The organism is Acinetobacter sp. 24-47-47, assembly GCF_057737035.1.
In genome coordinates, this window is the sequence record NZ_CM173216.1 from 59,673 (window position 1) to 82,057 (window position 22,385).

General features: G+C 39.4%; 18 protein-coding genes and 1 pseudogene. 9 read left to right on the plus strand and 10 right to left on the minus strand.

The window, feature by feature from the left end; translation table 11 throughout:
- Positions 1–87: 87 nt before the first annotated feature.
- The 3 genes and pseudogenes from AC1M9E_RS00250 to AC1M9E_RS00260 all read right to left on the minus strand — a co-directional run bounded on the left by AC1M9E_RS00250 (position 88) and on the right by AC1M9E_RS00260 (position 2,400).
- Positions 88–510 carry a hypothetical protein gene (locus AC1M9E_RS00250; protein ID WP_180028922.1) on the minus strand — a complete coding sequence of 141 codons (423 nt, stop codon included), beginning with the start codon at positions 508–510 and terminating at the stop codon, positions 88–90.
- Positions 511–1,673: 1,163 nt separating this feature from the next.
- Positions 1,674–1,958 (minus strand): annotated as a pseudogene (locus AC1M9E_RS00255) (PAAR domain-containing protein); the annotation flags it as partial.
- The gene (locus AC1M9E_RS00260; RefSeq protein ID WP_481587748.1) at positions 1,951–2,400 is read right to left on the minus strand and encodes a PAAR domain-containing protein; all 450 of its coding nucleotides are present in this window, start codon (positions 2,398–2,400) and stop codon (positions 1,951–1,953) included. The pseudogene AC1M9E_RS00255 and the gene AC1M9E_RS00260, both read right to left, overlap by 8 nt.
- A 271-nt stretch (positions 2,401–2,671) precedes the next feature.
- Here AC1M9E_RS00260 and rph point away from each other — a divergent pair, with 271 nt between their 5' ends.
- Complete coding sequence (rph, locus tag AC1M9E_RS00265) at positions 2,672–3,388, plus strand: ribonuclease PH (RefSeq protein WP_035270511.1); 717 nt, start codon at positions 2,672–2,674, stop codon at positions 3,386–3,388.
- Between the two features lie 306 nt (positions 3,389–3,694).
- Positions 3,695–5,926 (plus strand): phosphocholine-specific phospholipase C, encoded by a 2,232-nt coding sequence (locus AC1M9E_RS00270; RefSeq protein WP_488224887.1) that lies wholly within the window; start codon positions 3,695–3,697, stop codon positions 5,924–5,926.
- A 61-nt stretch (positions 5,927–5,987) separates the two neighbouring features.
- On the opposite strand, the gene AC1M9E_RS00275 is transcribed toward AC1M9E_RS00270, so the two are convergent.
- Positions 5,988–8,318, minus strand: coding sequence for a DUF6351 family protein (locus AC1M9E_RS00275; protein WP_488224888.1), 2,331 nt, complete (start codon positions 8,316–8,318; stop codon positions 5,988–5,990).
- A 434-nt stretch (positions 8,319–8,752) separates the two neighbouring features.
- Positions 8,753–9,598, minus strand: a complete 846-nt coding sequence (gene nadC / locus AC1M9E_RS00280) for a carboxylating nicotinate-nucleotide diphosphorylase (protein ID WP_488224889.1) — start codon at positions 9,596–9,598, stop codon at positions 8,753–8,755.
- 173 nt (positions 9,599–9,771) lie between these two features.
- Between nadC and ampD the strand changes: the two genes are divergently transcribed.
- Positions 9,772–10,341, plus strand: coding sequence for a 1,6-anhydro-N-acetylmuramyl-L-alanine amidase AmpD (gene ampD / locus AC1M9E_RS00285; RefSeq protein ID WP_488224890.1), 570 nt, complete (start codon positions 9,772–9,774; stop codon positions 10,339–10,341).
- 68 nt (positions 10,342–10,409) lie between these two features.
- Positions 10,410–11,963 (plus strand): murein biosynthesis integral membrane protein MurJ, encoded by a 1,554-nt coding sequence (murJ, locus tag AC1M9E_RS00290; protein WP_488225188.1) that lies wholly within the window; start codon positions 10,410–10,412, stop codon positions 11,961–11,963.
- Positions 11,964–12,037: 74 nt separating this feature from the next.
- Here murJ and bamJ (AC1M9E_RS00295) read toward each other — a convergent pair whose 3' ends face one another.
- The 5 genes from bamJ (AC1M9E_RS00295) to AC1M9E_RS00315 all read right to left on the minus strand — a co-directional run bounded on the left by bamJ (AC1M9E_RS00295) (position 12,038) and on the right by AC1M9E_RS00315 (position 17,400).
- Positions 12,038–12,727, minus strand: coding sequence for a BamJ family beta-barrel-assembly machinery protein (gene bamJ / locus AC1M9E_RS00295; protein ID WP_488224891.1), 690 nt, complete (start codon positions 12,725–12,727; stop codon positions 12,038–12,040).
- A 47-nt stretch (positions 12,728–12,774) separates the two neighbouring features.
- The gene (gene bamJ, locus AC1M9E_RS00300) at positions 12,775–13,482 is read right to left on the minus strand and encodes a BamJ family beta-barrel-assembly machinery protein (RefSeq protein WP_481592145.1); all 708 of its coding nucleotides are present in this window, start codon (positions 13,480–13,482) and stop codon (positions 12,775–12,777) included.
- Between the two features lie 182 nt (positions 13,483–13,664).
- Positions 13,665–15,851 (minus strand): polysaccharide biosynthesis tyrosine autokinase, encoded by a 2,187-nt coding sequence (locus AC1M9E_RS00305; protein ID WP_488224892.1) that lies wholly within the window; start codon positions 15,849–15,851, stop codon positions 13,665–13,667.
- Between the two features lie 17 nt (positions 15,852–15,868).
- The gene (locus AC1M9E_RS00310; RefSeq protein WP_481587740.1) at positions 15,869–16,297 is read right to left on the minus strand and encodes a low molecular weight protein-tyrosine-phosphatase; all 429 of its coding nucleotides are present in this window, start codon (positions 16,295–16,297) and stop codon (positions 15,869–15,871) included.
- Positions 16,297–17,400, minus strand: a complete 1,104-nt coding sequence (locus AC1M9E_RS00315; protein ID WP_488224893.1) for a polysaccharide biosynthesis/export family protein — start codon at positions 17,398–17,400, stop codon at positions 16,297–16,299. Before AC1M9E_RS00315 ends, AC1M9E_RS00310 begins: the two co-directional genes overlap by 1 nt.
- A gap of 240 nt (positions 17,401–17,640) precedes the next feature.
- On the opposite strand from AC1M9E_RS00315, the gene tviB reads away from it, so the two are divergent.
- From tviB to AC1M9E_RS00340, 5 genes are all read left to right on the plus strand, one after another.
- Complete coding sequence (gene tviB / locus AC1M9E_RS00320; RefSeq protein ID WP_481596466.1) at positions 17,641–18,918, plus strand: Vi polysaccharide biosynthesis UDP-N-acetylglucosamine C-6 dehydrogenase TviB; 1,278 nt, start codon at positions 17,641–17,643, stop codon at positions 18,916–18,918.
- 15 nt (positions 18,919–18,933) lie between these two features.
- Entirely contained in the window at positions 18,934–19,956 is a 1,023-nt protein-coding gene (locus AC1M9E_RS00325) for an NAD-dependent epimerase/dehydratase family protein (RefSeq protein ID WP_481596465.1), read from the plus strand.
- A gap of 10 nt (positions 19,957–19,966) precedes the next feature.
- Complete coding sequence (locus AC1M9E_RS00330) at positions 19,967–21,139, plus strand: oligosaccharide flippase family protein (protein ID WP_488224894.1); 1,173 nt, start codon at positions 19,967–19,969, stop codon at positions 21,137–21,139.
- Entirely contained in the window at positions 21,139–21,732 is a 594-nt protein-coding gene (locus AC1M9E_RS00335) for an acyltransferase (protein WP_481596463.1), read from the plus strand. Before AC1M9E_RS00330 ends, AC1M9E_RS00335 begins: the two co-directional genes overlap by 1 nt.
- Before the next feature lie 103 nt (positions 21,733–21,835).
- Positions 21,836–22,384: an acyltransferase gene (locus AC1M9E_RS00340; protein ID WP_488224895.1), complete on the plus strand. Its 549-nt coding sequence runs from the start codon at positions 21,836–21,838 to the stop codon at positions 22,382–22,384.
- Position 22,385: the final 1 nt, after the last annotated feature.

Below are 22,385 nucleotides of genomic sequence, written 5' to 3' on the forward strand. Positions count from 1 at the left end.
CCCGATTGGTGAGGATCGGGCTTTTGAATCAAATAAAGGTACTTAAATTAAAAAATGGGTATTACGTTAATTGTAAGGAATCTAAAGTTACTCAGAAGACAAAAATATTATTCCAACATCTAGTTGTTCTAACTTACTAGGATCAGAATTAGAAACTTGTTCCTGAAGTTTTTCAGAATAATCATATATTTTCGTTCTATAACCAGGAAATTGAATATAAATATGTGCAGCACTCATATTCCAATCTTTTAAACTTGGTTTTATCAAATAATATTTTAGTGTTTCAGGAGAAATTTTAAACTTACCTTTGCTATCGGTTGTAATAGAATTATGACTATCTCTAGCTGTATCATATCCAATATAACCATGATAATTGGCAATAGGTTTTTTGCTTTCAATACTATATATATAGCCTGTAGTTTCAGGAGTTAAATATAAAGTCTTTTGAGTGCAAGCTACTAAAAAAGTGGATATAAATATTATAAGCAAATGACTAAAAAAAAATTTCATTTTGTAATTCCAGAAATAAATAAAAGCCCAGCTACGTCTTCTTGACTTGCTACAGATCGTTCATGAAATAGAGTTATATTATTTTCATTTTCATCTGCATATTTCATTAAATCAATTTCTCCACTTTTTGGATAAGTAGTACCTGCTTTTGGACTTTGATTAATAATTCCAGAGGTGGATTTATGCCCTTTTGAATGCTTTTGACCGCTATAAGCTAACAATAATTCATGTCCCATTTCATGTGCAAATGTAAGTCTAAATTGTTTATTTGCTTTTGATGCATCCCAAAATTGCCATATAGCCCCTCTCGATGTGTTAAATAACATATAACCAGTATTATAAAATGTACTCCTGTAAAGCTCCCAATTAGCACTTCTACTTGGACGCCAATTAGTAGCAAATATTAACTTCATCATAGGCATCATATTTACTGTTGACTCTTGAGCAGTTAGAAAAACCTCATAATTTTTTCCATCTAACAATATACTTTTTCCAACTGGATGAGAGCCATTTCGACTCCAGTAATATTTCATTCCATCTAAAGCCATTGTTTTTAATTGTTCATAGGAAACATTCCTTGACCGATATGGAGGTTTTCCTATGAGAATCTGATTTGGTGGGATATATTTCCAAGAATCAATACCTTGTTCCCCCCCATCTGACAGACCAACTCTTAATGTAATTGCTATCTTTAAGGTTTTTTTATTAATTAAAATGTCTATCCAATCTTTATCTTTATACTTAAATTTTACATTTTTAGTCTGACTACATTGCTCTTTATCAAAGGCATAGCCTTTTATTCTAAAATTAATGCCATCTTTTGAAGTAAATTTTTTGCTATCATAGATATCATTTACGAACCCGTCCCAATCAACTTTTATTTTTTTTCCTGGGTGATGTGGGCCTGAAATTCTTTTTATTAACTGATATTTCCCAGGTTCCATCTCTATCTCTAATTTTAGATATTCAAAAATTCCAGCCTTAATTTTGATTTCATAATCAATTTTATCATTTGATTTTTTTCCTTGATAAGAAGGAACACCACAAGGTATAAATAAATCTGTTTTAATACTGATTTTACTCAACTCAATATCGAAATTATTTTTGTCAGACAAAAAGTTATTAGTAAGTTGGTTATTAGTCGTTTGCAAATTAGAAATGGTCGAACTACTAGAACCATTTCCACTTGTCCCAACAACATGAACTTGTTTTGGCATCAAAGTAGCACCACACGTGAACTTATCACCGACATAAGCGACTGCTTTACCATCAAAAATTACATGGTCATTACTCTTAATCAAAGTTGACCACGTTTTACATTTTGGACAAGCAAAACCATCTCCCGCACGAAGAAATAGGTTTCCCATTTGAGAACTTCGCGATTGAGTGGATAACACTGTTCCGCCATGACTTGTTGTAGAACCATGTATGCCAAAGCCTTTAGACACTTTTTGATCCTCCAATCATCGAAATCATGAAATCTTTGGGTAAAGCGGCATCATGATACAAACGTAAGACATGAGCGGTTATTGGACTATCGATAATTTCATCACCATTTTCTAATAGGGAGCCAATAAGTGCTGCGGCTCGATTATGAACAGTGATGGCACTACCAGCACCAGAGATAATTTTTGCTGTTGAAGCATCAGTGTAGATCGCTTCATCACCTACTAAAGCTAAAGAAATACCTTTGACCTTATAGGTATCAGTAGAGGCTCTTACTAAACCACCTTTTTTCGTTTTAGAACCATTAAATGCAGCATAAACTTTGGTATACGGCTTATTATTCCAGTAGAGTTGCTCTGCTTGGTGAATCTTTTGAATATCATCTTGGGAAAGCTTTTTTAGCTGCTCTTCTGGCAGTTCATGCAAAAAAATAGGGCTAGTCATGCTAGATCCAATTATTCTAATTTAATAAAGAATAACAAAATACAGAATGAAGAAAAATTTCAAAATGTAATCGCACATTATCAAGAATAGTGATCATTATACATATGGGCGTTAAACGAAGTCTGATCATTTTTTATTTCAACTCAGTTCAAACCAATGTATGTTTTTAAATGAAACTGCAATTTTAAAACACGGACTTATAACAAAGTTAGATGCCATCAATCTGCTATAATGTGCCCAATCTTTTTTTAAGTAAAAATTAGGACGTATTATGCGTATTGACCAGCGTGCATTAGACCAGTTACGTGATGTTAAAATTACTCGAAACTATACACGTTATGCAGAAGGTTCAGTTTTAGTTGAATTTGGTCATACCAAAGTTCTTTGTACTGCCAGTGTTGATAATTCAGTACCGCGCTTCTTGAAAGGAAAAGGCCAAGGTTGGGTGACTGCTGAATATGGCATGTTGCCACGTTCAACCCATACACGCAGTGACCGTGAGGCAGCTCGTGGTAAACAAAGTGGACGTACTCAAGAAATTCAACGCTTAATCGGTCGTAGCTTACGTGCTATGGTGGATTTGAAGAAATTGGGTGAAAACACGATTACAATCGACTGTGATGTTATTCAAGCTGATGGTGGTACACGTACTGCGTCTATTACAGGTGCTGCGGTAGCCTTGATTGATGCTATGAATTCATTACTTGAGAAAAAGAAAATCAAACAAGATCCACTCAAAGGATTGGTGGCTGCAATTTCTGTTGGTATCTATCAAGACGAAGTACTACTCGACTTATGTTATGAAGAAGATTCAAACTGCCAAACAGACTTGAATGTGGTGATGACTCAGGCGGGTGAGTTTATTGAAATTCAAGGTACTGCGGAAGATAAACCGTTCACGCGTACGCAATGTAACGCAATGCTTGAAATGGCTGAGAAAGGCATTCAAGAGTTAATTCAAAAGCAACAACAAGCACTAGGCTGGTAATGCATTTGTTAGCATGCGTTGATTGTAAAAAAGCACCTTGATAGAGGTGCTTTTTTTATTTCATAGATTTGCAATTGAAGCTTCATTGCAGCGTCACGAAAAAAGCGTATCACTGAGTTCGCATAAAACGAGAAGGATAACTACATGCGAGCTTATTTTTTTATACTCATCCTTACACCGAGTATTTTGTTAACAGCTTGTGGGGGAGATGATGATAACCAAACATCCAAACCGCAACCTTCAGATCCAAGCTGTGAAATCCACTGTGCTCCATAACCATAACAAGAATAAAAACAGGATAATTGTATGAACCGTCGTGACTTTATTTTAAATTCGACCAAGACATTATTGGGTGCATCTGCATTAGCGAGTTTTCCGCTGAGTATTCAAAAAGCTTTAGCAATTGATGCAAAAGTGGAAACTGGCACTATTCAAGATGTGAAACATGTGGTGATTTTGACTCAAGAAAATCGTTCTTTTGATAACTATTTTGGAACATTCAAAGGAGTACGTGGTTTTGGTGATCGATTCACCATTCCATTGAGTGGTAAAAGAGCGGTGTGGGAACAGTATGATGCCAACAAAAATAAAATTTTGCCTTATCACCTAGACAGTTCATTGGGCAATGCTCAACGTGTTTCGGGCACACCTCATTCATGGAAGGATGGTCAAGCCGCTTGGGATTGTGGGCGTATGGGCAATTGGGTGGAACATAAACAACCTCAATCCATGGGTTATTTTAAGAAACAAGAACTCGAGTTCCAGTTTGCGCTGGCGGAAGCATTTACTTTATGTGATGCCTATCATTGTGCCATGCACGCGGGAACTAATCCTAATCGTAAATTTATTTGGACGGGGACCAATGGGCCAACTGCTGCAGGTGTCGCGAGTGTAGTCAATGAGTTTGATAGTATTGGCTCATCAATGATCGGTTACGACTGGACCACGTATCCTGAACGATTACAGCAGGCTGGGATTAGTTGGAAGGTTTATCAAAATATGCCCGATAATTTTACGGATAATCCTTTGGCTGGATTTAAGCAATATCGTAAAGCCAATGAATTATCTGGTAAGCCGGTTAGCCATGCCAATATTTTGTCGCCTGAATATGATGAGCGTATTGATCAACGGCAATCTCTCTATAAGGGTATTGCCAATACGATGCCTAAGGACGGCGGTTTATTAGGAAAATTTAAACAAGATATCTTAGAGGGTAAATTGCCACAGGTGAGCTGGGTGGTCGCACCAGCAGCGTATAGTGAACATCCGGGACCATCAAGTCCTGTTCAAGGCGCGTGGTACATTCAAGAACTGTTAAACACTTTAACGGCAGATCCAGAGTTATGGAGTCAGACGGTTTTACTGGTCAATTTTGATGAAAATGATGGTTTCTTTGATCATGTACCATCGCCATCTGCACCATCAAGAGAAATCAATGAAGCAGGTGATATCGTTAAAGTTCATGGTAAAACCACGTTATCAGAACAAGAGATATCATATGAATATTTCAATCACCCACGTGTATCAGGTTCGACAGCACAGCCTGAATTAAAATTTAAAAATGGTAAGAATGAAAACTTCTGGCATGGTGTGTATGGTCCAGGAGTACGTGTTCCTATGTATATCATTTCACCATGGAGTCGTGGGGGATGGGTCAACTCTCAGGTATTTGATCATACCTCAATTATTCAATTTCTTGAGCAACGTTTTGGCGTGCAAGAGCCTAATATTAGCCCTTATCGTAGAGCGGTCTGTGGTGACCTTACGTCGGCGTTTGACTTTAAGACACCTAACTTTAATATTCTGCCAACACTCAATGGGCAAAGAACAAAACAAGAAGCTGACAATACGCGTCATTCGCAAGAGCAACTGAGCAAGGTTCCAGTCCCAGCAAATCAACAATTTCCTGTGCAAGAATCTGGAATACGTCATTCTCGAGCATTACCTTATTTATTACATACCAGCGCGCGCGTACAGGTTGCAACCCGAAACATACAATTGATTTTCGCAAATGGTGGAGAACAAGGTGCGGTTTTCCATGTCTATGACAAACTAGATTTAAATGCCATTCCTCGACGTTTTATGGTGGAGGCAGGCAAACAGCTTGAGGATGTTTGGGAGCTAGTAGATGATCAATATGATCTTTGGGTACTTGGACCAAACGGTTATCATCGAGCATTTAAAGGAAATCTTCACCATCAAATTGAAAGAAATCATTTGCCAGAAATTCGAATTTGCTATGAAGCTTGTCAACCTAAAATAATTTTAAAAATACGGCATGATGGTACTGAAGCCGTGGAGATGATGGTCAAGGACAATGCGTACTACAATCAAAAAATGTGGACTGTCAAAACTCAATCGAATGAGGCTGAACTTCATCTCGATTTAACGGAGTCTTGGGGATGGTATGATTTTAATGTTGTGATCGCCCAACAGCAGAGAGAGCAGGCTTATGAACGTCGATTTGCTGGACGTATTGAAACAGGGCAGCACACATGTACTGATCCTATGATGGGATTATTGCAACCTAAACCTTAAACACGAAGTAAAAAAAGCCGTGAATGTTCACGGCTTTTTTCAGAATTGAAAAATTCAGGTATTAAGACAGTTGAAATGAATTAGAGATCCAACCCTTCGGAAGTTGAGGCATTATAAGCTCCTCAGGGCGATTTGGATCTTCATCCAGTTGCTTACCACCGTAAATGACATCATTGTTCTGTCCATTTTGATTTTGATACGTTAACCACGGATAGGTTTTACCAAACCCAACAGGATCTTGGGTGTAATCACAAACACCATCTGGAAAAACTTTTTGTAATCGAGTCCATTGCTCATCTGTAAAGTTAATATTGGGGTAAAGACGACGTGTGAGTGGTTGTAGTTTACATTTATTGGCGTAGGTACTAATTTGATCACCTGCTACCATTCGCGGTGTTTTATAGACCGGTACACGAAGGTTATTGCAGAACCCAGATCTTCGAATCGTTCCTAATGTGATACATGAGTCGTTAAGATTTACTTTATTGCGAGTGAGTTTCTGTGGCAGAGGTAAATTGCTTGTATCATTTTTTACGCGATCCAACCATTGGTTCATATCATCGAAACTGATTTCTAAACATTTAAGATCGCCAATCATAATGGTATCACCTCCATAAAGAAGCTGATTGTTATGATGTCCGTGTGCTTTGTCTAAACGTGCTCTAATCGCGAATGCTCGGTAAGCATCATGGAAGATCGCTGGATCTGGACCACGACAATCAATAATCGCCACTTGATCTAAATTATTGGCAACATTGATTAAACCAGTTCGATAAGCATTTTTTAAACCTTGCTCCGTGGCATATAACCGTTCGGGAATTGGATTAATATCAATATCAACTCCACCGAGGCGTTCATTTAATAAAACAAATTTTTCAGCATTGATCACACCATCAAATAAGGTTTGAAGCCCGTATTGCACACCGACATTATCAATTGGTAGGTTAGCAAACCCAATATTTCGCTGGTTTTCGACAGGACTCCAAATTTGTCTAAGCTGTTGTGTATTTGGATCAACTTCAGTTGGATTTCTGAGACCCAACAAATTTACAGCAGCCTCTTGAATTGAACAGCGTGTCCCATTCGGATTTGAGGTGGCATTGTACAGTTGTGTTTCTGATATTCCGCTACAAATTGTATTTGGTCGAGCAACATCGAATTGCGCAAGTTCACTGACATAACCATTAATCTCAGAAATATGACCTTGAATATGGTTAATTTGATGAGGGAGGAAAGAGCGGCCTTCTGCTGTTTTAAAATAATTGATCATAATATGATAATCAGCAAACTGAGACGCTGTACTCCATGCATCAGGGAAGGAGCACGTTACTAACAAACCTTGGTATACACCTGGATAAGCGTTAGCTACCCATTGAGATGCGAGCGCGCCACCTGAGCAGCCTTGTCCAATGGTGTAGTCTAAAGTGCCGTATTGTTCGATAAAACGTTCTTTGGCCATAATGATTGATTCAGCTTGAACAGCCAAATTACAGTTATGTCCACTGTTGGATAGCGCCGTAGACATGACGCCATAACCTTTGCCCAAAGCCTTAATGGTAATATCTGGCAAAATAGAAGTTGATGTCGCAACCACGGTAGGTGCAGTTGCAGACTGATAATCATTTCCGCAACTTTGCCCATGGGTTACTAACAGCTTATTATTAAATTGGGGTTGTGGATTCAGCGCAGTCCAAGGCTGATTAGGATTAAACAATACAGCAAACCGATATTCATCACGATTTTGATAGCCAACCTCCTCTCTAATGATAAATGGCACTTCTACGCCTGTATCGGTCTTAACTTTGGAAATTAGACCCGCCGAAGGTGGTTTCTCAGGATTATAGGTTTGTAAAGTTCCGACCAAATTCCGATAGTAGTAATTATATTGAACAGGTTTACGACAAAATAAATCAGTCGAGCCGTTGGTACAGGTCCATGGATTAATTTGAGGTCCAGATAAAAGAGGGCCTGTGGTACTGAAATTTTTTAAATATAAATTTTGAATTTCATTTGGTGTTTCAATTTTAAGTAGATTTTCCCCTAACTGTAATCCATCTAATAGCACTCTATTCTGAGCATTAGAAAAGCGAGATTTGATGTCCTGTCCATTTAAATGAATGCTTATATTTGAGTCATTAAAATTAATCGATGGGTCTAATTCGATTAATACATCATTATCTGTCACAAGATCGGGGCGAGTTGATAAAACAGTCACGAATTCTTTTTCAAGTTTATTCGTTGGATTGTCAGGATCAGTTGGATTGGTCGGAGTTGGCTGTGATCCATTACCACCGCCTGAATTCCCCCCAGATTCGCTGGAGCTTTTACAACCGACGAGTAAGCTGCTACTAATCGCGACGCTTAGAAGCGTATAGATCATTTGCGTTTTCATGTGATTTCCCTAATGTACAACATGGTGGATGCAATCGATCCGATGACTGCATTTCTTTTTATTTATTCACTGACATTCAGCATGGTCTATGCGTTGACATCCTCCTGTTATTTAGACAATGCGAACTCATGGGTTTAATTGTATTTATTGGCTTCACTATGAATGAAAATCGAGCTGCATTCCATGACAGAAAATTGAATAATTGTAAAATTAAGGCGAATAAATAGTTGAAATTTAATGATTTACTTTGCATTCTATGGATTTAGCATGATTTTGATTAAAAAATAATCTTAAAGCGTGGAAGGTATCAACTAGAACCATATAAATTCAAATTTTTTTGTATTCTTGCGATAAAGTTAATGTAGCATCACAGTTTTAAGCATATAAAAAAAGGAGCAAAGCCCCTTTTTTATTGAGAGATAGGATTGAATCAATTAAGCGTTAAAGCGCATAGATAAATCGATGGCTTTGACATCTTTAGTCAGTACACCCATGGAAATAAAGTCGACGCCTGAAGTAGCAACTTCACGTAAGTTGTCGATGGTAATATTACCTGATGCTTCTAATTTACAACGACCAGCTACATGCTTGACTGCCTCAATCATTTGTTGTTGGCTGAAATTGTCTAACATAACGATATCGGCACCAGCATCTAAAGCTTGGTTTAACTCATCCCAAGTTTCAACTTCGACTTCCACAGGTTTACCTGGTGCAATGGCATGTGCTTTGTCGATTGCTTGCTGAATGCCACCTGCAGCCATAATATGGTTTTCTTTAATTAAAAAAGCATCGAATAAACCTAAACGATGGTTTTGACCACCACCTACACCCACCGCATATTTTTGCGCAATACGTAAGCCTGGTAATGTTTTACGTGTATCCAGTAGTTTGGTATTTAAACCTTCTAAATGTTTCACATATTCAGCCGTTTTTGTAGCAACAGCAGAAAGGGTTTGTACAAAATTAAGTGCTGGGCGTTCAACGGTTAACAGACTGCGTGCTGAGCCTGCAAGTTTTACAAATACCTCATTGGCTTGAACTTGATCGCCATCTTGCTTTAACCAAATCACATCAACGCTTGGATCATAGGCTTTAATTAAAGCATTCACCCACGGTTGCCCTGCAAGAATCATCGTTTCGCGACTGATAATGGTTGCTGTTGCTTGTTCATCTTCAGGTGTCAGCAATGCGGTGATATCACGCTCACCAATATCCTCTTGCAATGCTTGTTGGATATTGATTTGAATTGATTGTTCAAGCAAAGATTGCGGTATGCTCATAAAATCCCTATTGTAGGCACCAGAAAAATGAGCAATATATTACCATTGCACTTAAAGTAATGGTGCTGTTTTTTTCGTCCAAAAGTAATGGTGCTGTTTTTTTCGTCCAAGTCTTTTTCAAAGATGAGCGTGGATGAATTGTCATAAGTTGCAAACACGGATTGAGATCACACATGTCGAATGTACCCAAGCTTCAAGTGGTAGATGGTTTATTACAAGGTGCAAGATTTATTGCTTCACCAAATTTTAATCAAAGACCAGACCATACTGACATTCAACTGGTGGTCATCCACAATATTAGCTTACCGCCCTCACAGTTTGGAGGAGGCTATATTGAGCAGTTTTTCCAAAATAAATTAGATTGGGATGCACATCCTTATTTTAAAACCATTGAAGGGATGCAGGTCTCAGCACATTTGTTGATTTTAAGGTCAGGCGAAATTTTACAGTTTGTTAATTTTAAAGACCGTGCTTGGCATGCAGGACGCTCTACGTACATGGCAAATCCAGAATGCAATGATTATTCGATTGGCATTGAACTCGAGGGTAGTGATGATCAAGATTTTACGGAACAACAATATCAAGCTTTAGTTGAGGTCGTGGCAACACTTCAACACGCTTATCCTAAAATTAAAAGTCATATCGCAGGGCATTCAGATATTGCACCTGGACGAAAGACCGATCCAGGACCGCATTTTCAATGGTCTTATTTTAGAGATCAATTAAAACAACGAAAAATATGATGCTTTGTCGAATGAAATAACAATTTAAAAGCGAAGTTTTATTACAATATCGTCAATCTTTTTAAGTGGTGAATATGATGGCGCTTTGGCGATCCACCTTTATTGTTAGTGCAATGACCATGTTGTCTCGTGTCATGGGACTTATTCGAGACATGGTGCTGTTAAATGTGTTCGGGGCAGGTAAAGACTTCGATACTTTTGTCGTAGCGTTTCGTATTCCCAACTTTTTTAGGCGTCTTTTTGCCGAAGGTGCATTTTCCCAAGCATTTATTCCTGTTCTCACAGAATATAAAACCACCAAACTCCATGCTGAAGTTCAGATCCTAATTAGTCGGGTATTTGGATGTTTGCTTACCGTGATGACTGCATTAACTTTGCTGTGTATGATTGTTGCACCTGCGATATTGTATGTTTATGCGCCAGGATTTCATGCCGATGCAGCCAAATTTGATTTATCAGTCGACTTATTCCGTCTCACCATTCCCTACCTGATGTTTATGTCGCTGACGGCATTTGCCAGCAGTATCTTAAACAGCTATGGCTCATTTACCACACCCGCATTTGCGCCAGTGTTGTTGAATATTGCTATGATTGCAGGGGCTTTGTGGTTATCTCCATATATGGAAACACCCATTATGGCATTGGGTTGGGCAGTGGTGTTTGCTGGCATTTTGCAATTAGCCCTACAAATTCCGGAACTGTGGCGCAAAAAACTCCTGATTCCACCCAAAGTTGATTTTAAGCACGAAGGTGTCGAGCGTATTTTAAAATTAATGTTGCCTGCACTGTTTGGGGTTTCAGTCACACAAATTAATTTGCTGCTCAATACCATTTGGGCGTCTTTTATGCAAAATGGTTCTGTGTCATGGCTTTATACTGCAGAACGGATGACCGAATTGCCTTTGGGCTTAATTGGTGTAGCCATCGGAACGGTGATTCTGCCTGCACTCTCTGCGCGTAAAGCCGAACAGGATCAAACTAAATTTAAGGCCATGTTAGATTGGGCTGCACGTGTCATCGTATTTGCTGGTATCCCAGCCAGTATCGCTTTATTTATGTTGTCTACACCGATTATTCAAGCCTTGTTCCAACACGGTGCTTTTGATGCAAGAGCGACAGAAATGACTGCTTTGGCATTACAATGTATGAGTGGTGGTGTATTGGCATTCATGTTGATTAAAGTCTTTGCTCCTGGATTTTATGCGATTCAAGATACCAAAACCCCAGTACGTGTCGGCTTAATGGCAGTTGCAGCCAATGCCATCCTTAATGTGGTTTTTATTGGTATCTTTAAATGGATGGGCTGGGAAGAACTCCATATGGCATTGGCGTTGTCATCTACAGGTTCTGCTTTAGTCAATGCAGGGATGCTATATTTCTATTTACACAAGCGTGAAATATTCCGATTCGGTCCGCATTGGAAAAAATTATTTTTCCAATTTATGGTCGGTAACGCCGTGATGATCGCAGCTTTATGGTATGGTCTAAGCTGGTATAACCCAGATGTAGCACCGTGGATGCGTGTATTTGAAGTGCTTGGTCTCTGTGTATTAGGTGTGGTTGCCTATGTAATGGGTTTATTTGCGACTGGCTTTAGACCAAGACAGTTAAAACACGGCTAATGCTTCAAACAGACTCTCAATAAAAACATAAAAAAACATCGCTTCCGCGATGTTTTTTATAAGTCATGTGAACATTAAGGCAAAACTTTTAAAAGTTCGACATCAAAGATTAAGGTGCTGTTCGGCTCTATCGCATCGCCTGAACCGATCTCACCATAGGCCAAATCAGCAGGAATAAAGAAGCGGTATTTAGCACCTTCCTTCATGAGTTGTAAGCCTTCAGTCCAACCCGGAATGACTTGACTCACTTGGAATTCCACCGCTTGATTACGTGCGATCGAACTATCGAATACCGTCCCATTGATCAAACGCCCTTCATAATGAACTTTCACTTTAGACGTCGCTTTAGGTGTTTTGCCTTGACCTTGCTGAATCACTTGATATTGCAGCCCTGTTGGTCGTGTGACAATACCTGCTTTTTTGGCATTCTCTTGTAAAAATTGCTGCCCAGATTTTAAATTTTCTGCAGCCAATTTTTGAAATTCAATCAGCTGTTTCGATTCGCTTTGCTTTTTGTATTTGGTTAAAGCCTGCGCCATTTCTTGATCGGTTAAACTCGATTTTTGACCGGTTGAGCCTTGTTTCAATCCTTCAATAAAGGCATCCAAATTAATATCTTTTAATGTATCCGCATTAGTGCGTCCCATCACATAGCCATAGCTATATCCGAGCTGATCTTTCTCAGTACTTTTATTGCTAATGTTTGCCGCAAATGAGACAGAGCTGAGGATCAGCAGACTGCTTAATATAGAGATTTTTTTCATCATTCAAATCCAAAAAAGGAGAGCTGAAGGCTCTCCTTTTGATTAATTTATTTGACTTCGATTAATTCAACATCAAAAATGAGCGTGCTGTTTGGTGGAATCGTACCAGGAACACCCTGTTCACCATAAGCCAGATTTGATGGAATATATAAGGTTGCTTTACCGCCTTCCTTCATCAATTGTAGTCCTTCGGTCCAACCAGGGATGACCTGATTCAACGGAAATTCAATCGGTTCACCACGTTCAACCGAGCTATCAAAGACTTTGCCATCAAGTAATTTACCGGTGTAATGCACTTTAACCACGGAGTTTGCAGCAGGTTGTTTGCCTGTACCTTCTTTGCTGATGAGATACTGCAAACCAGAAGCAGTTGTTTTAACATTCGGTTTTTTTGCATTCTCAGCAAGGAAGCTATTGCTTTGTGCATTGGCAGCTTTAGAGTCTTCGACTTTCTTTTCTTCTAATTCTTTTTGTAAAGCCACATAGGCAGTTTGTAGTTCTTCATCGGTATAAGCACGTTCTTTTTTAGCATGCGCTTCACGGACACCGACAATAAACGGATCAATGGCAACTTCAGGAGGAGTTTGGCTGGCAACTTCATAACCCAGTGCATAACTGATTTTATCAATCGGTTTTGCATCAGCAGTCATACTAGAAACTGTCGCAGATGTTGGATGTTGACTTGCATAATAAACAGGGACGAGCGCAGCACCGCCTAAAACGACAGCAACAGCGATGGGTAAAGCTTTACTCATGAGATTTCCAATTTTTTTCAATTATATGTGCGACATTCTAAAATCGCGGAACCAAAACAGCATAGCGTCAATTCACTTTCAGCGATATAGAATTTCAATGAAATCAACAAAATTTCACAAATATACAGTGCTTGATCGGCATAAAAAAAGCCTGAATAGATCAGGCCTTTATTCAACAATAATTAATCATTGTCCTTTGAGGCTTTATACGCATACGCATAGTTATAACCATAGCCATAACCCGCTGCATTACGTTGAATGTCATTTAAGATAAAGCCATTCACTTTCACACCGGCTTGTTCGAAACGATTGACTGTGATTTCGAGTTCTTTCATTTGTGTCTTCGCATAGCGAGCAATGACCAAATTCACACCTGCATATTGCGAAATGATAATACCGTCAGTCACCGCAAGTACAGGTGGCGTGTCAATGATCACATGATCAAACTGTGTTGAAAGCTGTTCAAGCAACTGTTTGAATTTTTCAGAACTCAACATCTCAGATGGATTGCTCGGACTCTTACCACGGGTGATCACACTTAAACCAGCGACTTCAGTGTCACGAATAATATTTTGTAGAGAGTGCTGATCTGTCATGTAATCAGTCAAACCTGGCTGTGTTTCAATATTGAAATATTTGTGTAGATAACCACGACGTAAGTCAGCATCAATAATTAAAACACGTTTGTCAGCTTGCGCTAATATCGTTGCTAAATTGGTTGAAATAAATGATTTACCCACTTCAGGTGCAGGACCCGAAATCATAATCACATTATTTCGAGCTGAACTCAGCGCAAAATGAATCGCCGTGCGCATACTGCGTAAACTTTCAATCGCAATATCATCGCTATTCTTAATGGCAAGAATTGGGATTTTCTTATGCTTTTTCAGCATCTTAATTCGGCTTTCTTGCACTGGAGAACGCGGTACCGTTGCATAAACCGGCAGATCTAATTCATTTTCAATTTGACTAGAATCTTTAATACCTGAACGCATCATATTACGTAACAGCGCCAGAAGCGTCCCGAGGAAACCGCCAAGGAAAATGGACAAAATTAAAATCTGTAATTTTTTAGGCTTAATTGGTTCAATCGGTTCTACGGCAGTATCAACAATACGAACATTACCAATTTCCCCCGCTTTCGCAATGCGAAGTTGTTGGTACGAATTGAGTAAAGCTGTATATAACTGTTGTTTGACTTCAACTTCACGGAATAACTGTAGATAGCGACGTTGCAAGTCAGGTAGTTGTTTTAATGTGCCATCTAACTCATTGATTTTTTTATTGATCGCGCCAAGTTGAGCGTTCATCTGTTGCATGATCGGATGTTCATTGGTGTATTTCGCACCCGCTTCAGCCACTTTTTGCTCAAGTTCTGCTTTTTGTGTTTCTAAGGCAACACTTTGCGTTAAATACAATTCGGATTCTTTGGTGACATCAACCGTATTAAAGCCTTGACGGAATTTGTTAAATTCACGTTCGGCGACATCCAATTGTTGTTTTAGTTCTGGGAGTTGTTCATCCAAGAATTTGAGCGTTTGCGCAGTTTCGGCAGAACGACGTTCTACATTTTGCTGACTATACGCATTTAGAATCGTATTCAGAACTTTGGTAATATGCTCTTTATCTTGACCTTGATAGTTTAATCCTAAAACACCCGTCATTTTCCCTTTTTCAGCCACTGAATAGTTGGCCAAAAGTGATTTCATTGCAGCAGGCAAAGACTGTTTGGTGATGAGATAGCGGTCATTCAATTGATCTTGTGTGCGAATCTCAACTTTCCATACGCCATCACGCGTAGAGATTTGATTGAGTTGGTTTATTGAACCTTTTAGCACCACTTCTTCGGTTTTTATATCCGTCAGGGTAAATTGTTTCTCAGTAAAATGAAGTTCTAATGCACGGTCACGAAATTTCTGAGGAACATGGAAATGTGGAATAGCAAAAGATTTTTCGTCATCGTTAAAAATCACAGATTGACGTGAATAACTGGTTGAATAGTCATGTGGTGAAAATAAACGATCAAAGAAAGAGTTTTGCGTACCGGACACTCTAAGATCTAGATTTAAATTCTCAATCACTGAACCGAGGACTAATCGAGATTTCAAGATTTCAATTTCTGCTTGAGCGGGTTGTTTCTGCTCAATCATACTTGAGAGATCGCCCAAAAGTGCAGCTGATGTACCTTTACTTTCTTCAACTTGGACCAAAGCATCAACAGAGTAGGTATCTGGTGTTGTACGCAAGTAGAGTAGGGCACAGACCAGACTCAAAATCACACACAAGGCAATCAGTTTCCATTGTGCGATTAATGAAAAAAATAATTCTTTTAAATCAATTGTATCTTCGGTATTCGCGGTTTGACTCATAATCTTTATTCAAAATATTAAAGGTGTTTTTTCCAATCAGCGATACAATCCTGAATCAACTGACAGGTGTCATTAAAGAATGCTTGATCGTGTTGGTAAGGATCCGCAATATTTTTTTCACGCCAGTGCCCCAAGCGAAAGGTTTTTCCTTTTGCGTATGGCCATGTTTGTTCGATATGCTTCTGTTGGTTCTGGCTCATGACAAGAATCAAATCCGCATTTTTGACCAATTCAGCATTCAGTTTGCGCGCCACATGATCTTGCATATTTATACCGAAATTTTGCATACATTGTAATGCTTTATCATCTGCAGGATGACCAACTAGACCAGAAATCCCAGCAGAGTGAATTTTTCGATTTGGGTATGCATCTTTTAGGAAATATTCTGCCATGGGGCTTCGACAGATATTTCCAATACATACCACTAAAATATTTTGAAAATTCATCAATTCCCCAAACGATCTAAATTATATAATGCATTTGAGAAAGGAATAACCTGGTTGACCACACGTTGCCAGCGCGTTAGACCCGTTGCATCGACATAGACAATATCATTACTTTGCATTTTAAACTGATTGGCGAGACCAAAATTGGCAATGCTAGACAGATCCATATGGAATATTTCAGTCATTGGAGAGTCAGCTTGACTTCTGACGACGTAAATTTTACTACTGCTTGCTGACAATGGATTCAGGCCTAAGCTCTCCCCAATCACATCACTCAAAGTCATGCCTTGATCACGCATCGGTAGGGACTGGTTTTTACCTGACTCACCCATGACATAGATTTTTTGGTTTTCGCGAGAGTTGACATAAATCGTATCGTTAGCTTGCACCAAAAGATTGTGTAGCGAAAACCCTGCTTTCTCAAGTTCAATCGAATTTAAATTATAAGTTTGACCATTTCGAACGAGGCTAATCGATGTATTCGCACCAAATTGTGTGTTGACGCCACCAGCTAAGCCAAGCGCCGTATAGATACTGGTGGGTTGATCATTTAGTGTATATTGACCACCTTTCATGACATTGCCCTGTACTGAATAACGTTGACCTTGGTAAGACAAAACTCGAGCGATGACATCAGGTGTTTTTAAATAACGGGCAAGTAACTGACGAAGTTCTTGATTCACTTGATCTAAACTTTTGCCAGCCGCTTTATAACGTCCAATAATCGGAAATTGAATATACCCACGAGAGTCGATTTGATAGCCATTGGATTTAATGGCTTCTTCATTATTAATGGTATTGGTGGGCGGTGTAATTTCTGGATATGCCCATAGATAAATGGATAATACGTCACCAGCACTGAGTAGATATTGTTTTTGATTTTGTAGAAACAAATGTCCCAAATCTTGGTGAACATTGACTTGTGCAGGTTGAACAGCAAAAAGGGACTCTTGAGTGAGTTTGATGACATTGACTTGAGTGCCCAAATCCGTCTGAAAAACACCTTCTTCAGGTAAGTCATAGGTTTGAAGACCTGAGGTAACAGCACATCCTGTAAAGCTTAAACTTAATGCCAACAGCAAACTATAACGATAGTGACTCACTCGTATTCCTATATTGTATACATTTATGATTATTCAAAAATTAATCTTAACTTAACTATATAAAGTTAAGCGACATTTTATACCAATTAAAACAATAAATATATCTTACCCAAGCTATCTTTATGTTTTAAATGCAGAAAGTATAACTTCTCTGACTTAAAGGAGTTTAATAAGAGTAATTTTTATCAAACTATTAATGATGTAGAATATCCATTTTAGAGCATATATAAGGCTTCAGAGATGTATGATCTCTATAATCTAAAAATTGCCATTATCGGATTGGGTTACGTCGGTTTACCGCTCGCTGTTGAGTTTGGTAAAAAAGTTCCTGTCGTGGGCTTTGATATCCATCAAAAACGCATTGATGAGTTGCGTAAGGGGCATGACTATACATTAGAGGTTTCATCAGAAGAGTTAGCGCAGTCTACGCAGTTGATTTATAGTGCGAATTTAGAAGATCTAAAAGACTGTAATTTATATATTGTCACAGTGCCCACACCAATTGATGAATATAAACAGCCAGATCTTATCCCACTTGTTAAAGCATCGCAAAGTATTGGGCAAGTTCTGAAAAAAGGCGATGTGGTGGTCTATGAATCTACGGTATACCCAGGTGCGACAGAAGAAATCTGTATTCCTGAACTAGAAAAAGCATCAGGTCTTAAATTTAACCAAGACTTCTTTGCAGGTTATAGTCCTGAGCGTATTAACCCAGGTGATAAATTGCACCGTGTCACCAATATTTTAAAAATCACTTCAGGTTCAACGCCAGAAGTCGCTGAATTTGTCGATGAAGTTTATAACTTGATTATTGAAGCTGGTACCCATAAAGCAGCGAGTATCAAAGTCGCTGAAGCAGCTAAAGTGATTGAAAACACCCAACGTGACGTGAACATCGCGCTGATCAATGAGCTTGCAGTGATCTTTAATAAAATGGGCATTGATACCGAAGCGGTGCTGCAAGCGGCTGGCACGAAATGGAATTTCTTACCTTTCCGTCCGGGTCTAGTGGGTGGTCACTGTATCGGTGTGGATCCGTACTATTTAACCCATAAAGCCCAAGCGATTGGCTATCATCCTGAAATTATTTTGGCAGGTCGTCGTCTCAACGATGGCATGGGTGCGTATGTGGTGACTCAGCTTGTGAAAGCCATGCTAAAAAAACGCATTCAGGTGGAAGATGCCAAAGTCCTGATTTTGGGTCTCAGCTTTAAAGAAAACTGCCCCGATATTCGCAATACCCGCATCATTGATATCGTGAATGAACTCAAAGAATATCATATTGATGCCGATGTCTATGACCCATGGATTGATGCTCAAGAAGCTAAGCATGAATATGGCATTCAGCCAATTTCGACTTTAGAAAATGGCAAATATGATGCCGTGATTTTAGCGGTGGCACATGATCAGTTTAAAGCGATGGGTGCAGATGCTATCCGTGCTTTGGGTAAATCTGAACATGTATTGTATGACTTGAAATATGTGTTATCTCAAGCCGAATCTGATTTGCGTTTGTAAGAGGACATATTTTTCATGAATCAATATCAACAGGTATGTGAGCAACTGAAAGTACAGCCAAAAACATGGCTGGTGACAGGCGTTGCAGGTTTTATCGGCTCAAACCTTTTAGAAACTTTACTCAAGCTTGATCAAACTGTGGTGGGTTTAGATAACTTTGCTACAGGTCATCAGTATAATTTAGATGAAGTGCAAGCATCTGTGACCACAGAGCAGTGGGCGAAATTCAGCTTTATTGAAGGTGACATCCGTCAATTTGCCGATTGTCAAAAAGCCTGTGCCGGTGTGGATTATGTTTTGCATCAAGCGGCTCTGGGTTCAGTACCACGTTCAATTGCAGACCCGATCACCACCAATGAAACCAATATCAGTGGTTTCCTCAATATGCTGACTGCGGCACGTGATGCCGCTGTTGCAAGCTTTACTTATGCGGCAAGTAGCTCAACCTATGGCGATCATCCTGCATTGCCAAAAGTCGAAGAAAATATTGGCAATCCATTGTCACCTTATGCGGTGACTAAATATGTGAATGAGCTGTATGCCGATGTATTTGCTCGGAGCTACGGCTTTAAAGCCATTGGTTTACGTTACTTCAACGTGTTTGGTAAACGCCAAGATCCAAACGGTGCTTATGCGGCAGTGATTCCAAAATGGACGGCATCGATGATTGATGGTGAAGATGTCTTCATCAATGGCGATGGTGAAACCAGTCGTGATTTCTGTTTTATCGACAATACAGTACAAGCCAATATTTTGGCAGCAACTGCATCCGATGAGGCGAAAAATCAGGTCTATAACGTGGCTGTGGGTGATCGTACTACGCTCAATGACTTGTACCGTGCGATTCAATTAGCACTTGCGGAAAATGATGTGCATTTTGAACGTGATCCGGTGTACCGTGATTTCCGTGCTGGTGATGTCCGTCATTCACAAGCGAGTATTGCCAAAATTCAGCAATATTTGGGCTATGCACCTGAATTTAAAATTGCCGAAGGCATTCAACTGGCGATGCGTTGGTACGTCAATAACTTAAAATGATCTTGAGCAGATGATTGCGAAACTATTCGCAAAGTATCAGTCGATTGGGCTGATCACCTTAAGTTTATTGGCAGGTGCGATAATGACATTTATCGCACTTCCTCTTTTAACGCGCCTATATTCTGTTGCGGACTTTGGTACATACGGCATTGCTTTAGCGATTGTTAGTGTTTTATCCACGGTGGCGAATTTACGTCTGGATCAAGCTTTATTGGTCGCTGAGGAACAGGATAAAAAAAGCCTGATTTTTGAAGGGGCGGTGTTCTCAACGGTCATTGCCATTATCAGTGGCATTGTCATTAGTTTTATTTTAAATGTTGAAATGGCCGGGGCTGTCGCGACTGGTGTGCTTGCCAATACCCTGATTCAAAGTATGTATAACTATCAATTTTCCGCACACAAAGAATATTTCTGTGCAGGTTTAAATATTTTCCGCAGTGCGATTGTGGTGGCGGTGCAACTGTCTTTACCGCTTGTGATGCAAATTAGTTTAGTAAATAGTTATAACATCAGCTCGATCATTATGATTGTGGCGGTGCTAATATATCTGTTGAAACATCAACTGTATCAAATCAGTTGGCAGACATTTAAAAATTATAAAGATTTTATATATGCTAGTACGCCACATGCGTTGTTAAATAGTTTCTCGCATAATTTACCCTACTATGTGTTGTCGCATTTTGTCGGTGTGCAGGCGATGGGTTTTTATGCCATTGTCGAGCGGACTTTACGTGTGCCGATCAATCTGATTTCGCAAACCTTGCGTCAGTTCTTTATTCTCAAATTTAAAACCACAGAATCCAATCAAAGTGCTTTAAAGGCGAGTGTACTGCTCAGTCTGGTTTCACTACCTTTATTTGCCATTTTCTTTATCTTGCCTGAATCTCTATATTTATGGGTTTTTGGCAGTGCATGGGTCGGGATCTCAAGCTATTTCCAAATTTTAGCCTTGGGCTATTGGGCGATTTTCTGTAATCCACCTAGCTCGGCTTTTTTAATTGCTAAGCGCAACAGCCAAGTTTTATTTAAACTGCAAATCGTTGAACTGATTATCAAGTTCGCATTATTTGTAGGCTTATATGTTTTATTTGACGATAAAATTTATATGCTGTTAGCGGTGCCTGTGGCACTGATTATCTATAACTTTGCCATTTTATATGTGGTGTGGAGAAGCAAAAACTGATGTTTTTTAAATTCTTAAAACTGATGAATTGGTTCACTGCACAATGTCGTCAGCAATTTTATAACGTGGCGTTTGGCACGAAGTTTCGCTATTTCGGCAAGGGCTGTACGGTTGATATCAGTGGAACAGTGAAGATCGGCAACAATGTTTATATTGGCGATCATGTCAGTCTCATTGTTGAAAATGGTGCAGTGCTTGAGATTGCCGACAATAGCTTTATTGGTGAAAACTGCTATATCAAATGCTTTGGTGGCAAAGTCATGATTGGCAAAGATGTCAGCATCAATTCTAAGTCCTATATCAATGGCTGTGGCGGTGTGACCATTGGCGATAACACCCGTATTGGCACGCAAAGTATTATAATTGCCAGTAATCATAAATTTGGTGAGCCTGATCTTTTGGTCAAAGATGCGATTACCAAACTCGGTGTCAGCCTTGGTGAAAATATTTGGCTAGGCGCGCGCGTGACCGTTTTAGATGGTGTCACCATTCCAAGCAACAGCGTCATTGGTGCCTGTAGTTTAGTGTCTAAACCATTGGATGATGCTGGGGTTTATGTCGGTAGCCCCGTCAAGAAAATCAAAGCGCTTTAAGGCAAGCTTCATGTGTCTTTGACACGCATATCTTCAAGTGCATTTTCAGCGTAAAATATTCAGAGATTTTTCCCTCTTGTGAAACCTGACATAGGTCATGTATATGGCATTTATTGTTTCTGCTTTTCGACAGCTGTTTGATTTGGCTTATTTTATGGCCAAAGGCAGTGTGGCATATGCACGTAAAAAAGGGGTCAAAGTGGGTGAAAACTGCCGAATTTATATTAAAAATTGGGGCTCAGAACCGTTTTTAGTCTCCATCGGTGATCATGTCACGGTCACTTCAGGCGTGAAGTTTATTACCCATGATGGCAGTACCTGTTTGGTCAAAGATGCTCAAGGTAAACGCTATCAACGTTTTGCTCCGATTCAGGTCGGCTCACACGTGTTTATTGGCGTGAATAGTATTATTATGCCGGGCGTGAGCATTGGCTCCAATGTGGTGATTGGCGCAGGTTCGGTGGTGACCAAAGATATTCCTGACAATAGCGTCGCCATTGGCGTGCCGGCCAAAGTGGTGTCGAGCTTTGCTGATTATCAAGCCAAAATTCAAAGCACTTGTGCCAGTGACAGTGAACTCGTTGGCATTATTGATTACCGCGCACGTGTTGAACGTGCCATGGTGATTCAAGCCTCAAAACTCTCAGATTAAT

Coding starts and splice junctions, on each gene's coding strand:
- bamJ (WP_488224891.1), bottom strand. CDS start 12,727: ATGAAAAAAATCTCTATATTAAGCAGTCTGCTGATCCTCAGCTCTGTC.
- nadC (WP_488224889.1), bottom strand. CDS start 9,598: ATGAGCATACCGCAATCTTTGCTTGAACAATCAATTCAAATCAATATC.
- AC1M9E_RS00250 (WP_180028922.1), bottom strand. CDS start 510: ATGAAATTTTTTTTTAGTCATTTGCTTATAATATTTATATCCACTTTT.
- tviB (WP_481596466.1), top strand. CDS start 17,641: ATGTATGATCTCTATAATCTAAAAATTGCCATTATCGGATTGGGTTAC.
- AC1M9E_RS00335 (WP_481596463.1), top strand. CDS start 21,139: ATGTTTTTTAAATTCTTAAAACTGATGAATTGGTTCACTGCACAATGT.
- bamJ (WP_481592145.1), bottom strand. CDS start 13,482: ATGAGTAAAGCTTTACCCATCGCTGTTGCTGTCGTTTTAGGCGGTGCT.
- AC1M9E_RS00260 (WP_481587748.1), bottom strand. CDS start 2,400: ATGACTAGCCCTATTTTTTTGCATGAACTGCCAGAAGAGCAGCTAAAA.
- AC1M9E_RS00275 (WP_488224888.1), bottom strand. CDS start 8,318: ATGAAAACGCAAATGATCTATACGCTTCTAAGCGTCGCGATTAGTAGC.
- AC1M9E_RS00325 (WP_481596465.1), top strand. CDS start 18,934: ATGAATCAATATCAACAGGTATGTGAGCAACTGAAAGTACAGCCAAAA.
- ampD (WP_488224890.1), top strand. CDS start 9,772: ATGTCGAATGTACCCAAGCTTCAAGTGGTAGATGGTTTATTACAAGGT.
- AC1M9E_RS00305 (WP_488224892.1), bottom strand. CDS start 15,851: ATGAGTCAAACCGCGAATACCGAAGATACAATTGATTTAAAAGAATTA.
- AC1M9E_RS00310 (WP_481587740.1), bottom strand. CDS start 16,297: ATGAATTTTCAAAATATTTTAGTGGTATGTATTGGAAATATCTGTCGA.
- AC1M9E_RS00330 (WP_488224894.1), top strand. CDS start 19,967: ATGATTGCGAAACTATTCGCAAAGTATCAGTCGATTGGGCTGATCACC.
- rph (WP_035270511.1), top strand. CDS start 2,672: ATGCGTATTGACCAGCGTGCATTAGACCAGTTACGTGATGTTAAAATT.
- AC1M9E_RS00270 (WP_488224887.1), top strand. CDS start 3,695: ATGAACCGTCGTGACTTTATTTTAAATTCGACCAAGACATTATTGGGT.
- AC1M9E_RS00340 (WP_488224895.1), top strand. CDS start 21,836: ATGGCATTTATTGTTTCTGCTTTTCGACAGCTGTTTGATTTGGCTTAT.